The 14,511-nt window shown below is 37.0% G+C and carries 17 protein-coding genes and 1 pseudogene; 5 read left to right on the forward strand and 13 right to left on the reverse strand.

The window, feature by feature from the left end:
• Nucleotides 1-89: 89 nt before the first annotated feature.
• Nucleotides 90-1,067, reverse strand: coding sequence for a S8 family peptidase (locus MKZ02_RS21985; protein ID WP_340856548.1), 978 nt, complete (start codon nt 1,065-1,067; stop codon nt 90-92).
• 255 nt (nt 1,068-1,322) lie between these two features.
• On the opposite strand from MKZ02_RS21985, the gene MKZ02_RS21990 reads away from it, so the two are divergent.
• On the forward strand, nt 1,323-1,457 hold the full coding sequence (locus tag MKZ02_RS21990) for a hypothetical protein (RefSeq protein ID WP_340856549.1): 135 nt from the start codon (nt 1,323-1,325) through the stop codon (nt 1,455-1,457).
• Between the two features lie 319 nt (nt 1,458-1,776).
• Here the strand turns inward: MKZ02_RS21990 and MKZ02_RS21995 are convergent, their stop codons facing one another.
• Nucleotides 1,777-1,899: a hypothetical protein gene (locus MKZ02_RS21995; RefSeq protein ID WP_340856551.1), complete on the reverse strand. Its 123-nt coding sequence runs from the start codon at nt 1,897-1,899 to the stop codon at nt 1,777-1,779.
• Between the two features lie 371 nt (nt 1,900-2,270).
• Between MKZ02_RS21995 and MKZ02_RS22000 the strand changes: the two genes are divergently transcribed.
• Entirely contained in the window at nt 2,271-4,331 is a 2,061-nt protein-coding gene (locus MKZ02_RS22000; protein ID WP_340856552.1) for a methyl-accepting chemotaxis protein, read from the forward strand.
• Nucleotides 4,332-4,506: 175 nt separating this feature from the next.
• On the opposite strand, the pseudogene MKZ02_RS22005 reads toward MKZ02_RS22000, so the two are convergent.
• Nucleotides 4,507-4,647, reverse strand: a pseudogene (locus MKZ02_RS22005) (transposase); the annotation flags it as partial.
• Nucleotides 4,648-5,487: 840 nt separating this feature from the next.
• Between MKZ02_RS22005 and MKZ02_RS22010 the strand changes: the two are divergent.
• Nucleotides 5,488-5,700: a hypothetical protein gene (locus tag MKZ02_RS22010; RefSeq protein WP_142927253.1), complete on the forward strand. Its 213-nt coding sequence runs from the start codon at nt 5,488-5,490 to the stop codon at nt 5,698-5,700.
• A 28-nt stretch (nt 5,701-5,728) separates the two neighbouring features.
• Nucleotides 5,729-6,298, forward strand: a complete 570-nt coding sequence (locus MKZ02_RS22015; protein WP_120038372.1) for a DUF6036 family nucleotidyltransferase — start codon at nt 5,729-5,731, stop codon at nt 6,296-6,298.
• Here MKZ02_RS22015 and MKZ02_RS22020 read toward each other — a convergent pair.
• From MKZ02_RS22020 to MKZ02_RS22035, 4 genes are all read right to left on the reverse strand, one after another.
• Entirely contained in the window at nt 6,295-6,459 is a 165-nt protein-coding gene (locus tag MKZ02_RS22020; RefSeq protein ID WP_340856556.1) for a hypothetical protein, read from the reverse strand. The genes MKZ02_RS22015 and MKZ02_RS22020 overlap by 4 nt on opposite strands.
• A gap of 692 nt (nt 6,460-7,151) precedes the next feature.
• Nucleotides 7,152-7,346 (reverse strand): hypothetical protein, encoded by a 195-nt coding sequence (locus tag MKZ02_RS22025; protein ID WP_340856558.1) that lies wholly within the window; start codon nt 7,344-7,346, stop codon nt 7,152-7,154.
• Between the two features lie 533 nt (nt 7,347-7,879).
• Nucleotides 7,880-8,047, reverse strand: coding sequence for a hypothetical protein (locus MKZ02_RS22030; RefSeq protein ID WP_340856559.1), 168 nt, complete (start codon nt 8,045-8,047; stop codon nt 7,880-7,882).
• Nucleotides 8,048-8,143: 96 nt separating this feature from the next.
• Nucleotides 8,144-8,290 (reverse strand): hypothetical protein, encoded by a 147-nt coding sequence (locus MKZ02_RS22035; protein WP_176713647.1) that lies wholly within the window; start codon nt 8,288-8,290, stop codon nt 8,144-8,146.
• 1,474 nt (nt 8,291-9,764) lie between these two features.
• Between MKZ02_RS22035 and MKZ02_RS22040 the strand changes: the two genes are divergently transcribed.
• Nucleotides 9,765-11,258 (forward strand): amino acid permease, encoded by a 1,494-nt coding sequence (locus tag MKZ02_RS22040; RefSeq protein ID WP_340856562.1) that lies wholly within the window; start codon nt 9,765-9,767, stop codon nt 11,256-11,258.
• Nucleotides 11,259-11,350: 92 nt separating this feature from the next.
• On the opposite strand, the gene MKZ02_RS22045 is transcribed toward MKZ02_RS22040, so the two are convergent.
• The 6 genes from MKZ02_RS22045 to MKZ02_RS22070 form a co-directional block, all read right to left on the reverse strand.
• On the reverse strand, nt 11,351-11,482 hold the full coding sequence (locus MKZ02_RS22045; RefSeq protein WP_340856564.1) for a hypothetical protein: 132 nt from the start codon (nt 11,480-11,482) through the stop codon (nt 11,351-11,353).
• Nucleotides 11,483-11,621: 139 nt separating this feature from the next.
• The gene (locus MKZ02_RS22050) at nt 11,622-12,824 is read right to left on the reverse strand and encodes a hypothetical protein (RefSeq protein WP_340856566.1); all 1,203 of its coding nucleotides are present in this window, start codon (nt 12,822-12,824) and stop codon (nt 11,622-11,624) included.
• The gene (locus tag MKZ02_RS22055) at nt 12,808-13,515 is read right to left on the reverse strand and encodes an ABC transporter ATP-binding protein (RefSeq protein ID WP_340856567.1); all 708 of its coding nucleotides are present in this window, start codon (nt 13,513-13,515) and stop codon (nt 12,808-12,810) included. Before MKZ02_RS22055 ends, MKZ02_RS22050 begins: the two co-directional genes overlap by 17 nt.
• Before the next feature lie 10 nt (nt 13,516-13,525).
• Nucleotides 13,526-13,678 carry a hypothetical protein gene (locus MKZ02_RS22060; protein WP_340856569.1) on the reverse strand — a complete coding sequence of 51 codons (153 nt, stop codon included), beginning with the start codon at nt 13,676-13,678 and terminating at the stop codon, nt 13,526-13,528.
• Nucleotides 13,679-13,692: 14 nt separating this feature from the next.
• Nucleotides 13,693-13,902 (reverse strand): helix-turn-helix transcriptional regulator, encoded by a 210-nt coding sequence (locus MKZ02_RS22065; protein WP_120038360.1) that lies wholly within the window; start codon nt 13,900-13,902, stop codon nt 13,693-13,695.
• A 2-nt stretch (nt 13,903-13,904) separates the two neighbouring features.
• Nucleotides 13,905-14,270 carry a DUF3796 domain-containing protein gene (locus MKZ02_RS22070; protein WP_120038358.1) on the reverse strand — a complete coding sequence of 122 codons (366 nt, stop codon included), beginning with the start codon at nt 14,268-14,270 and terminating at the stop codon, nt 13,905-13,907.
• Nucleotides 14,271-14,511 lie beyond the last annotated feature (241 nt).

The following is a 14,511-nucleotide window of genomic DNA, read 5'->3' on the forward strand; positions in this document are numbered from 1 at the left end:
AATCCCGGTCTGTTATTTGTTCTCTTTAACTTAAGGGTTTATTCAAAGGAAACCATCTGCCAACGTACTCCCCATTAAATGGAGTTGCTTTAGCTGGTAATGCCTTGATTATTTAAGAACATGGTTTTAACTTCTTGATCAAATACTTTTGCCAAATGGTCAAGGACTGTTAAATAGATCAGCCCATTTCCTTCAAGCTTTGGAGAGTTACCCAGTGGAACGGTTCTTTTAATTAATTGAGCATAGAGCTCAGGTTCTGAGAGCTTCCGTTCAAAGCTGTTGTTCGCCAGAGTTTTTATGAGAGCAAGAGCTCCCGAAACATGAGGTGCAGCCATGGAAGTCCCGCTTAAAGTGGCATACTTTCCATTTAAATACGTAGAAAGAATTTCTTCACCCGGGGCAACTAAATCGATCTCATTATGTGAATTGGTAAAAGGGGAAGAGCGCCGCTCAAGATTAACCGCCCCTACACTAATCACTTCATTATAACAGCCTGGAAAGGCGAATTCATCAGTTGAGTCATCGCCGTCACCCTCATTCCCTGCTGCGCAAACCACGAGGACATTGTTGGCAACAGCCCTTTTGATCGCTTCATAAAGTTCAGGAGTATCACTGGGACCTCCTAGTGACATGGAAATAATATCCGCTTTTTGTTCTATAGCATAATTGATGCCCTTGATAATCCAATCATATTGTCCAGAGCCATTTTTATTCAATACTTTTACAATGAGTAAACTTGCTTCAGGAGCGACTCCAACCACGCCACTGTCATTTTTCCGGGCGGCAATCGTTCCGGCAACATGAGTTCCATGCCCATTATAATCCTCGAATATATCAGGGTTGCTTCCGTCGTCATCCGTAAAGTTTCGCCCACCTATAATCCGTTCCTGTAAATCGGGATGTGAAGTATCGCAGCCTGTATCCAAGACAGCCACCGTCATGCCTTTGCCCTTTGTTTCGCTCCAAATTTGAGGAGCTTGTATTAATTCCACGCCTTTTGGGACTTCTTTTACCTCTTCTGCCTGTTCAACCACCTGGTATGGAATTACCCGAACATAATGCTTCATTTTTTTCCCTCCTTAAGAGATTAAATTGAAGCTAATTCTAGGTGTTAATAACATTTTAACAATTTTTTGTATTTTCTAATAGTTTCATTTGTAGGATCATTTAATAGGTTCTCAGTATAAAAGTGATCCCAAAGTTCGATTTTAGCTACTTGAAATCCGTTTTTCTTATTTGCTCTTTTGGAGGAAAGCATCGGAAGTATTGAAGAGAATGAGTTTGATTTCGCCCTTAATTTTGATAGTAAAAGTGGGTTTTTCATGAGAAAGTATATTCTTTCTTTTATGGAGAAGAACGAAGGATCTATTAGTTTGACTTCTTCCATTTTAAGATTAGTCGGCCCTTATTCCAACCCGGTGTACTTAGCCGTGTCCCTCTTGGCCGATTGTAGCTAACGCTGCCCTCTTCCTGTGTATTGTATATTATTGGTGTAAATCTACCTCTTGATGGTGGATGTATAGCTTAAAATGATGAACATGCCTGTTTCATAGCAGCAGACGTTCTCTCTTATGACCTGAGACAACTAAGGGTTCTATAGATTATGTAATCCCAGATAACTCCTCCACTGCCTGCCTGTTCCTTAATATTTGCTAGTCTCATTATTTATATATCGCTTTCCCTTAATCAATTCAACATTAAATTCGAAGTCTGGATTTAGCTGAATTACTTTTTTGTTTTTATGGATTAAGTTCAGCGCACAATTGATCGTAATTTTCATAAGCCACGTCTCGAAATACTTTGGTTTTTCAATGTACCGATTTTCTTAAATAACTGATAGGCTGCCTCTTGAGCAATATCTAGTGCATCCTTTTTATTTTTTACATAGACATAAGCCATCCGGTAAATATCATCTTCGTACTGCTGAAAAGCATTAAGTAGGCTTTGTCATTCCCTTTTACGCTTTCTTTACTAAACGTTCAAACTTCATCGCGATTCCTCCTTTCGTTTTGTCTTTACATTAATTAGACAAACGAGAAGATGATTTGGCTTAAATTTTTTTATGAATATGATGTAGTGCGTTTTGATTCGAGTATACGAGACAATTCTCGGTGACTGTTAAATTTATTTTGAATTTTTCGTCTTTCAAACCGCGGATAGATAGAGCTTAACAATTCATTTGATTACCCGATATACAAATAGCAATAAAGTCTGATTAATCATTAAAAAGCTTCCTCGATAGTAGGAGGAAAGTAAGGTGGTAAAGAGAAATGAAGAGAGATCAAAAGAGACTTCACCGAAGGAGTACAAGCATCTCAACCAAGCTGTCGCTTGTGCTGCTTGTTGCCATTGTCATCGTTTTTTCGATAACAGGGGCGATGAATTATTCCTATACGAAATCGCTGCTTGTAGGCAACATAGAAGAAAACCTATCCACAAAAAGCAATGCTCTTGCGGATCAAGTGGACAGCATGTTTGCAGAAAAACAGGCGATGGCCAGACAAATTGCAGCCAATCAAGAGATAACTGATTACTTAAAAACGGCTCATTCACGGAATGAGGCCAGAACAGATCCTCATTATGAAAGTGTCATGCAATCACTTAACAAAATAGTTAAAACGGATGATTCTATTGCTATGGTTTGGGTTGTCAGCAATCAAGGAAACTTTTTGATTGGCAACGATAATTTATTGCAGGATGAGAGCTTTGATATAAAAAGCCGTCCATGGTATGAACCCGCTTTAGCAGAAGACGATGTCTATTTTACCGAACCATATATGGATCAAGTGTTTGGTAAAGTAATTTTAAGTGTGATGACCCAAATTAAAGATGGTGATCAAACGCTTGGATTTGTCGCAATGGATCTGTTTTTAGACGATTTGCCACAGCTTATGCAATCATACAAACTTGGTAAGAACGGTTATTCATTTTTAATTTCTAGTGACGGAACTATTTTATATCATCCAGATGATAAATTAATCCTTGACCAAAAGCTTCCAGATCTGTCAGGAGATATCGGCAACATCGGCAAAAAAATGACTGTCGGTGAAAAAGGGCTTGAACTGGCAAAAGTGAATGACCAAACGGAATATATTGGCTATTCTCCGGTTCCAGCAACAGGTTGGTCAGTAGGAACATCACTTCCGCAAAAAGAAGCTTTGGCTGGTCTTAATAATTATATAAAAAACATCATTTTATTTTTTGGTATAGGCGGCCTGCTTCTTATTGTGATTGTGTACTTGCTTTCCAAGTACATGTTAAAATCAATCCCGCATATGACGAAGGTGATCAAACAGCTGGCTACTGGTAATTTGACACCAAGGCTGCGGCCGAGATCACAGGATGAACTTGGACAAGTGGCAACAGATATAAATACTATGATTGATTCATTCACAGAGACGATTAACCAGGTGAACGATTCTGTAGAACAATTGGCCGCCTCGTCGCAACAGTTAACCGCTATTTCTGATGAATCAGCAAAGTTCTCTAATGAAGTAGCCACGTCGACTCAAGAGATTGTTCGCGGCACCGAGCAGCAGATGGAAGGAGCCGAGCAGACATCTTCTTCGATGGAAGAAATGGCGAGCGGCGTACAAAAGGTGGCTGAATCGGCGACCAATGTTTCTGAACAAACGTCCACTTCAGCTAAAGAGGCAGTAGAAGGATACAATAACATTCAGCGCGCTATCGATCAAATGGAGCGGATTAAAAGCTCGGTCGGTGTTGTTTCCAGGGAAATCAAAAAACTAGAGGAACACTCAAAAGCAATCAATGAAATGGTATCCGGCATAACAAACATAGCTGAACAAACACAACTACTATCATTGAATGCGTCTATTGAGGCAGCAAGAGCTGGTGAACATGGCAAAGGATTTGCGGTTGTGGCAACGGAAGTTAAACAGCTTTCAGAAGAGTCACAGGAATTTTCATCACGTATTGCCGGGATTATCCGGGAAGTTCAAACTGTTACCATGAGTGCATCCAAATTGATGAACCAGGGAGTGTTGGACGTTGATAAAGGTTCTGCTATTCTTGACACGGCAGGAAGTGCATTTAAACAAATGACTAATTCCTTCCACTCCATCGCTGACCAGGTATCAGAGGTATCCGCTGCAACCGAAGAGATTTCTGCGGGTACAGAGGAAGTAACAGCAGCGATGAGTGATATATCAGAAGTAACCAAAGGTTCCTTTGAACACACAAAAGGAATCGCATCGGCTGCAGAAAAACAATTAACGTTTATGGACGAAATTTCCTCTTCAGCCAAAACATTAAGTGAAATGGCTGAAGAATTAAAAACCGCCTTAACAACGTTCAAAACAAACAAATAAATAAATAAATGATTCGCTAAAGCAAAAGTGCGCAGAGAATAATATCTCTATATATTTCGGTTTGTCGACAAAAGGGGTTCGGAGTGGTCTCATTCCGAACCCTTTTTGATTTTTTATTGGTTTTACAGCCGTTTGAGATAAGGATAGACCTCTCTGATTCTATTATTTAGACCATTTAGGGACCTTGCCAGGTCCAATTGGCCATTTTCTTGAGATTCATGGCAGCAAAATTATGCATCGCCTGCATCGACAATTTTTTAAGTCCCCTTAACATTGTCCAACGCATGCCATGCTTTTCTTTTGCATGTGAGAAAACACACTGGAATAAATTTAAAAATCGAAAAGTTAATTATGAACAATTTAGTGATAAAACTAAGCAATCATTAAATTTCATCTCTGAATATGCTTTAGGTAATGCTAACACCAACATAATTTTCTCTTTTAATATATTAATAACTAAGTAAATTCCATTGACTTCTAAACTATTTACTCCTGTAAATTTTAGTCCCTAATGAAAAAGTTGTATTAAGTTCCCCTTGGAGCCGATGAGCAAGTTTATAAAAGTCCTTTCCCTTTTCCGATGAGAGATTCCTTTACACACAGCTGTTCACTATGGTAGCATCGCAACCATAATTATATCTATCAGAAGCTCCCATTTTTCCCCATTAATATAGTTTCATTCGTCTCGTGCAGCTATATGATTTTCGAGACAACTATTTTGTTTTGAATCCTCTCCTCCCCTGAGTTGAACTATTGAAGTGCTTGATCGGAATTGGAAATTCATCTGTCCCTGAGAATCAAGGCAATAGTTCCTAATGCGAGAGTCAAGCAAAACGAACAGGTAAAGCCCGTAAAGAGTTACGGTTATTTTTTTCTTACTCTAAAACTAAAATCAAGGTAATACTAAAAAAGCTAAATCCCCTCCATCTATATTTACAAAAAGAAAGAAAGGGTAAAAGACTTATATAAGATAAATTGAAGATTACCTGTTTAGATAGTTGCTTAGAATCCCCTCGTTAAACAGGATCAGGATCGTAATGAATGACAGTGTTATTGTATAAAAGGAGGATATTTTCAAATTACTCATTACTAGGATCGTATGGTATGATAAATAAAGAGAATGCATATACTGTCTATAAAAAAGGGCGTATATGCATTGAAAAAATGGAAAAAAAACAAGGGTGATGCCAATATGATTACTGCAAATTTAAAGGATATCGAACAACAAGTCATTAGCAATTCTTTAAAGTTTCAGAAACAAATCGAGGCTTTTGAAAAGCGCATTGATAATAGTGGCTGGAATAAGGGCCGGCTTCGTCCAAAACATCCTACAGAGGCGAGAATATTGAGTAGATTTAAACAAAAGTAAACCTGTACTTTTGATGGAGGGTTAGTAGTTGAATATCAGACAAGCTCAAATAGAGATCAATAAGCTGAAAAGTGCCGGAAAGTATGAGGCCATGCTTAAAACTGCAGCTATATTAACTAAGCTTCTTGCTGAAAGAAATGTAAAACCCATTATTGTTGGAGGTCTTTCAGTTACGATCTATACTCAAAATGATTACACCACTAGGGATATTGATATGGTATCAGAAGGGTACGAAACGATAGCAAATATTCTTGGACAGCTGGATTTCAAAAAAGACGGTAGGCATTTTTATAATGATAATATAGAGATTGCTATAGAAATACCGGGCAGTTATTTAGAGGGTGATTACTCTAAGGTTAAAAAGATTTTCATTGATGATGAAAATTATGTTTACCTTATTTCCATTGAAGACATTATTTTGGATAGACTTCGGGCAGCCGTTCATTGGAAGTCTCTCGAAGATCGTGAGTGGGGCTTTAAGTTGTTAGCAAGCAACTTCGATTCTTTAGACAAACAATATCTTTTCGAACACTGTCAAACACAGAAAGAAGTAAATGAGTTAGATGATTGGTTCACATTTATTGCTGAACAGTCTTAATATATCCATTGAAAGGAAGAAAAACAGTCTGTAATCCCTGTTTTCTTCTTTTTCATTTCGGTATTATCTTCCATTTCAAGCATAAGAGTGTCATCATCCCTACGGAAAAAAAGGGTTATGATGGCGGAAATCCAGACTAATGTACCTACTTTATGCTTCACGTACTTCCCCCCATGCAACTAATTGCAAAAACGACACCGCCTTCACTTTTAGAGCACTTGAAATTAAAAGCCGCTCAGAGTTTTTAAATATATTCAACGCCGTAATTAATGATTACAGGAAACTTTTCTATTGTTGAGTGTATATAAAACGACTTAGTGAATAATCTCATGTTGAGGAAATTGTTTGTGCGAACTTTTTTGTTTACTCAAGTAAGTGCGAGCCAACCCAATCCATCCGTATACAAACAGAAGGATACCTAATAAATAGAAAGGGCTTGTTAACGTTATAATTCCTTTATTTAATATAAGAATAAAAAAAGTAGAACCGCTTACAAGATAAAAACCCAGTAACGTTAATTTAATTAAGAACTTGCTGTAAAACTTCACGAACCAAACCTCCTATAAAATGAAATAATAATTGATGATTTTTAAATTCATGATTATAGAACTTAGCTTTTATACGTTCCATAATTGAACAGGTTTCATTATAGTATAGGATTCGATTAACTTTTTTATAAGTGAATTTCTTGAATGGCCCACCATAGTTTATAACATCTCATAGTTAAAAATTCGTTAAATAAGAACTTGATGCAAAGTTAAACGAAGGAGAAAATCCTCTTCATCTTTCAGTTAGGGTTAAAAAAAGATTTTCACCTTGTGAGTATCTAAAACATTATGAAGCTTCATTAGGATTATTGTTTGTTCATGCCTGCACGATAATCGTCTATGATTGCTTGTATCTCCGGATCTGCCGAAACATTTGTGGCATCGTAGAGAAATCCATGGGAGTCAACCAACGTCATTTTTCCGTCAACGACTTCAAAAGTCGAATCCAGGCGGCCCAAATAATGTTCTTGTTCTCCATCAGTCTGAGTAATGGGCACCATCAATTCTCCGTTGAATTCGTATTCTGGCGTTTCGATTACCTTGTGTGTGTCTGCACCGATTACCGCCGAAACTCCGGAAATCTGAGCCAACTTATGGTCTTCTGGGTTTCCAGCATGCGAAAGGAGAACTCAATTAATTGTAAAACGAGAATGTAAATTTATGATTACCCTCTTATTAAAATCACCAAAAGATGGAGCGTCCCCCTTCCTCAATCCACTTATTCATTCACTAGTCTGTCCCTTTAATGGAGTATATATTGAAGTTTGATAGCATCGAAAAGACCACAAAAAGTAAAATTCTGTTCAAATGAATATAGGATTTTATTGCAAATCATCAATCTTTTATAAATTATCGGGCCCTGTTATAATGCAAATTAGGTAAATGGTTCTCGTTATCAGCAAAGATTAAAATAGACAAACTCTAACTTATTGGTAAATAAAATAAAGACATAGATTAAGTGAATCCATGCCTGAGCTATTTAACAGTCATTTAAATGTGTATTGTATATAGTTCATTGACTCATAATTCAACTTTAGAAGCTTTTTCGATAGGAGTGCTGACGGGTGATACTTACCAATTCATCAAACGTAATTTTGCCAGTTACAAAATCGACGGTTATATCGGCTGCTTTTTCGAAAATGTCTTTATACAGCGGCTCTCCAAACATCGTTTGAAATGGTCGGTGGATAGCACTGTCCAATAGCGTAGGCTCTTTGACCCCCTATCATTTCGCCGGGACTATATGTCTCGATCATATCCCGATTAATGCTAGCAGCAATGTCATGTGTTAAATAGTTCACCGGTCTACCAAGTCCCTGAACGTCTTGTCATACAACCGTTTGATGACATTAAGTGCTTCCGGATCAATTTCCTTAACAAACTGAACTTCCTCTTCCTTATTTGCACTATTTCCGTGTTTAATTTGATCCTTCTCTTCTTTCATGATTTACCACTCCTTATCGTTAATATAGCAGAAGAACGTTAGAGGTTCAATTTCCTCCTAGTGTTTGGTGTATAAGGTTAAGAAACATTTTATCGTAACGATTCGTAAATATTGTATTTTACGCAACATTGAAATGTATCATCTCGATAGATTGACATCTGGATCAATCCCTTTAATCATAAGAGAGTTTTTTGATGGAACCATTTTTTATTTGAATGCACCGATTGAATGAGCCAATCGCAAGTAAACTATTCGTAAGAAGTATCTGACAAGCGTCACCTGACAAATCAATTCCATCATGGTGATTGGTAAAAATAACAGGGCCTCTAATCTTTTCCTCTTGCAACGGAGTAATCAAGCTTTTGCTGCTTTATCTGATAAAACATGAACAACTGATTCCGCTTCTTTTGATCCCCTGTCCAACTAATAATTCTTTTGCCATGTTCCTTTTCGTGCTCAAATGACATTAATATTAAATGCCCTTTTCCAAATAAGTATTCATATTTTGAAATAACTTCTTGAGGTTTGAGTGAATGTTCGAGGATACACTTTTTTATATTTATAGCTATTTAAGTGTGTCGTTTCTTGATACAATCAATAATTTCTCTTGTTTCCTTTTTTACAAATTCCCAGTCTGTTTCTCTATTTTTTACTGAAAAAGCATGAAAACAAATATCCATACACTAAAGTGAGAATATATGCAAGAAGCAAAAAACATTTGCTATGCATAGAAACTTTGCATTTTCAAATGTACCACTACATATTATTATAGTTTTTGTGTTGAAACTTGTTGGAAAATTTTAATAAGTGAAATGAATGAGTTGAAAGTAGCAGAGTATCATAACGCTATTCCTGTTTCTCGCTTCTGCTTATAAAATTTGTGCGTTGTTATAGGGAGTTCCTGGTCAACAGTAGGGCCATCGGAGTTGTCGGTATGAGAGATCAGTTTGAATATTCCTGCCTCCATGGTAGTAGATGCCATTATTTTTGAATCCGATTTCTTAGATGAAATGTCAACGTTTTCAGATAGGACTAGTTTGGCAGTCTGTATTACGTGGGCTAATTTAATTATAATTAAGCATATTTTTCACACTAGGATTCCTGTATTGGCTATCACCTTTATCCTTTATTTCTTTAGAAAAAGGATTCCCTTCTTCCTCTTCTGACTCCCGTATTATAGCGGTATTCAATTGAAACCGGAAATGACATGGTGATCGCGGCAGAATTGGTCATCCGATCTACAGCGTACATTGACAATTATGACCATAAGTTGGACGAAGTAATGGAACCAATAGGAATGCTGAAATCAATTATAGTCTAAATTCTTAAGTTAGCCCATATAAAAAATGATTGATTATGTGCTGTTGGCGGCTTCTCTATTCATTTAATTCATCCTATCCCTTTTTTGAACGTGAAATAGTTTGAAATTGTTTTAACTAAAATCAATATTATCCAAAGAAAGGATCGATATGGTATGGGAGCACAAGAAAACAATATCTCCAATCATTATCCTCCTGAACAACAAGGAGAACAAAATTTAAAAAAAGGCTTGAAAGCTAGGCACTTAACAATGATTTCGATTGGAGGAGCAATTGGAACAGGATTGTTCCTTAGCAGTGGGGCAGCGATTAGTACAGCTGGTCCAGGTGGTGCGTTGCTTGCTTATATTTTAGTTGGTGCTATGATCTACTTTGTGATGACAAGTTTAGGAGAACTAGCGGCCTTTATGCCAACAAGTGGTGCGTTTAGTACCTATGGCACAAGGTTTGTTGACCCAGCTTTCGGATTTGCAATCGGTTGGACATACTGGTTTAACTGGGCGATGACGATTGCTGCTGAGTTATCTGCTTCTACGATGATTATGAAATTTTGGTTTCCGGACAGCCCATCATTGCTATGGAGCGGATCATTTTTAGCTCTTATTTTTCTATTAAACTATTTATCTGTTAAAGGGTATGGAGAAGGAGAATACTGGCTTTCCTTAATTAAAGTAAGTGCGATTGTTATTTTTATTGTTGTCGGTGTACTGATGATTTTCGGGATTATGGGAGGAGAAACAATAGGGTTCAAAAACTTTACTGTCGAGGATGCACCTTTCTCAGGTGGTCTTTTAGGGGTTTTTATTGTCTTTATTGCAGCAGGGTTTTCATTCCAAGGTACGGAAATTGTTGGTGTAGCTGCTGGTGAAAGTGAAGACCCAGCAAAAAATGTACCAAAAGCAATCAAAAGTGTATTCTGGAGAATCCTTCTTTTCTACATATTTGCGATTTTTGTTATTGGACTTATTATTCCATATACAAATCCAAATTTACAAAATGAAAGCGTTATGGTCAGCCCGTTTACTATGGTATTTGAAAAAGCTGGACTTGCCTTCGCCGCTTCATTGATGAATGCCGTTATTTTAGCAGCAGTGTTATCTGCAGGAAATTCAAGTCTGTATGCATCAACACGTATGTTATACTCTATGGCTAAAGAAGGGCAAGCTCCACAAATTTTTGCCAAGCTGAACAACCGCGGTGTGCCTGTTGCGGGGATGATTTTAACATGTGTGGTCGGAATGCTTGCCTTTTTAGCTTCTTTCTTCGGGGACGGGATCGTCTATATTTGGTTAATGAATGCAATTGGGATTACAGGATTTATCTTCTGGCTTGGTATTTCGATCAGCCACTATCGTTTTCGTAAAGCTTATATTGCCCAAGGTTATTCATTGGATGATTTGCCGTATCGAGCAAAATGGTATCCGATTGGACCGATTTTTGCGATTGCATGCGGGTTAATTGTGATTATCGCACAAAACTTCCAAGCTTTTATGGCGGATAAAATAGATTGGGGCAGTGTCGTGGCTGCTTACTTAGGTATCCCATTTTTCCTCTGCTTATGGTTTGGCTATAAATTCATTAAGAAAACAAAATTTGTTAAACTTGAAGAGGTTAAGATTGAATCTAATTATGAGAAAAAACATGATTAGACTATTTTTCTGAACTATCAATCGAACTGACAACATCCTATGTTGTCAGTTTTTTCATTTTCTTAGTTTGAGAGATATCCCCCCTTTTTTTACTATCCTTTCAATTTACTATACTTACTGGCATAGCCTTGGTACTTTTCACAAAAAGTACGATAGAAATATGGGATTTGATTGTTTATTCCCGCTTGATAGTCATATTTCTTATGCAGTAATGTCAACGTCACGTTTTTTCTCCTCCATTTTTTGTGGACATACTCCCAATCCGGCAAAAAATATCCCTTTTCAATGTTTGACGGATTTGGAACATAAGGTTGTTCTCCTATCGAATTTTTTGATTTGTTTTAGCCAAGACGTTTAGAACAATTAGTTTACTATAATCAGTAACAGTCCTATGCTACACAGTGCTAATAGGCCAACCCCCACTAAAAGCCCCTGATTTATCAGCGCCAACATGGTAAGCACTATTAATATACTTGGCATAATATATTTTCGAGGATGATGCCAGAGATCGCTTTCCACGTGCCAATCTTTTAAAGGAAAATACCACTCTAAAAGTACAACACCAATGCTGTTTATCACAATCAGACTCAAAGCTAAGAGACAATTTTCTGTTCCGAATGGTTGATTCAACATTTTTGAGATAAATAAGTAAATCATACTCGGAATGCCATTCCATACCAGTAAAAGAAGGAAGAATGGCACAATAATTTTCCTTTTTTGATTTGGAAACGACCTTACTTTATCAAGTAACGTTCGGTTGCTTGAAAATAAAATCGACAGCGGTGTATTGATACTCAAAATCCCTAAACCTAGAAGATAGAAAGTGCCCATTTCCATATTCAAAAACATAAACGGCAAGAAAACAGCCAAGGCGATTATAAATACACTATTAATCAGATAATTCTTATGAAAAATGAAATATCTAAAAAGGTAGTTGATGAAATTTCCTCGTGCGAAGAAAGCCTGATGTTTACGAGAAACTGGTGATTGTAAGAAATCATAGGGATTACTTCTAAAATAAAAGATTCCAGCTATAGACAATGAAATGAATGAGGTAAGTAAGACCAAATCATTCCTGCTCAACCAAGCAAATGCACCACAAGCTATTAGGCTGAGCACCGCGAGTATTTGCGGTAATTTATACGGAAGTGCAAAAAATATCCCATAGATACAACAAAAGATACTGATGAGAAAGCTACAAAAGAGTACACGGGGCTTTGGTTCCATAACACTGGAAAAAAGAGAGAACAAAAGCAATGTTTTAGTGCCTAAAACATAAAGATAAGTAGAACATATCAAAGAACAAAGAAAATGATTCTTTATAAAGGGAAGCTGGAGTAAGCCGTTTAACTTCTCGTCATTTATGATTGATTTCATTGTTTGTCTTGCGATACCTATAGTAAACAAACCAATGCAAGCATAGAAGAAAAAGGGGTTAACAACGATATGAACATCTGAAACTGACATTAGTAAAAAAACGAAAAGGCTGGCTAAAAGGCTTTTAATTATAGAATGATAAGATTTCCCCATCAATTGTCGATTGAAAAGTTTAATAGTTTTCATCAATCTGCAACGCCTCTCGTATCAAATCGCTATTCACCTCAGCGCCTTCAAACGTTTGACTGATTTTCCCGTTTTCTAAGACCAAAACTTGATTGGCGGTCATTGTGATACTCTCCATGACGTGCGAAGAAAATAAAATTGAACCGTATTTTTGATAATCCTTAATGAGTTGATACAAAAATTCTGTACTATCAAAGTCCAGACCATTCACTGGTTCATCTAACACTAGTAATGGGAGTCTCAAAGCGAATCCTGTAATCAGAAAAGCTTTTTTACGATTCCCGGTAGAAAGATCTTTTATCAAAGTATCTTGGTGGTTAGTGAAGCCGAATCCTCTTACTAATTCTGTTACATCAGGTACAGGCTTTTGATAGGAGTCAAATACATAATCAAAATATTCTCGAAAGGTAAAATACTCAAAAGAGTGGTCCTCATCAAAAACAATTGAACGATTCAATTTGAATTTCTTTGATTGAACATCTGCTTTTTCCCTGAGCCACAGAAAACTTTTCAAATGATAAGTGCCGAGAATGGAGGCAATCATTTTGATCAAAGTTGTTTTCCCAGCACCATTTCGCCCAATCAAACCAACGACTTGATTTTTATTTATTGTCATATTCAAATTTCTGATGATGGGTTTACCGGTTTCATACCAAACCTCTAAATCTTTGATGGAGAGCAGTTCATCTGTCATAGTCTTCCCCTTATTTCTTATTTACTTTTTTAGCTGCGATGACAAATACTACACCAACCAACAAGTACAAAGCAGCCATTGAAAAATTAACTTTAACTAAACATACGATTGCACCGATGATCCAAATCAAACCAATCAATAATCTGAGTGTTGTCCTGTTCACTCTTTTCATCTCCATTATTTTTCAAAGTCAAAATGGAACAAGTCGTCAATTGAAGCGTCCAATTCTCTTGCGATTCGAACGGCTAACTCCAAGGAGGGATTATATTTTGCGTTCTCTAAACGCATAATTGTTTCTCTACGGACACCCACACGCTGCGCAAGTTCTTCTTGGGTTAAATCTTTTAAAAGACGATATTTTTTTATCTGTGTTGTAAAAGCTGTCATAATTACTCACCTGCATCATATTTGTAAGTCAAATATGCCCACAAATTCGTTCCCAAAGCAAAAGTCAAAGCTAAGATGATCAATTCAGCTCGATATAAAAGCGCATAATCAAGAGAGAGAAAACTTAATACCAAGCTGCTTAGAAATCCAAAACAGAAAGCAATGCGAAAAGCCTTCGTTCCCGCAATATTGCGATTTTCGATTAAACGTTCATCTTCCTCGGTGCCTAATTTATACCACCAGTAATATTGTAATCCTCCAAAAAAGGCAAAGAATAGATACATGGCTGGGGGTCCGCTGGTCCCGAGAAATCCCAAAAACCCTAACAGCCCGATGAGCCAACTCTTGTTAGTTAATGTTCGCTTCATTAGTTACACCTCTTTTTAGTGATATATTTATCTCTTTATGAGATAAATATATCACTTCTATTAATAGTTGTAAATGAAAAAACAGCCCCAGCGGACTGTCTTAATAAAAAACATATTTAGGGCTGTAATGGTAATCTTGTTGCAATGATTAGCCTTAATAAGCGTTCTAATTGGGTCTCTATTCCGCAAAAGCGTCCGCAATATCCAATCAAACCTAAATCAAGTTACGTGCTGCTTGAAA

The sequence above is a fragment of the Pseudobacillus sp. FSL P4-0506 genome (assembly GCF_038003025.1).
Classification (GTDB): domain Bacteria; phylum Bacillota; class Bacilli; order Bacillales; family Domibacillaceae; genus Pseudobacillus.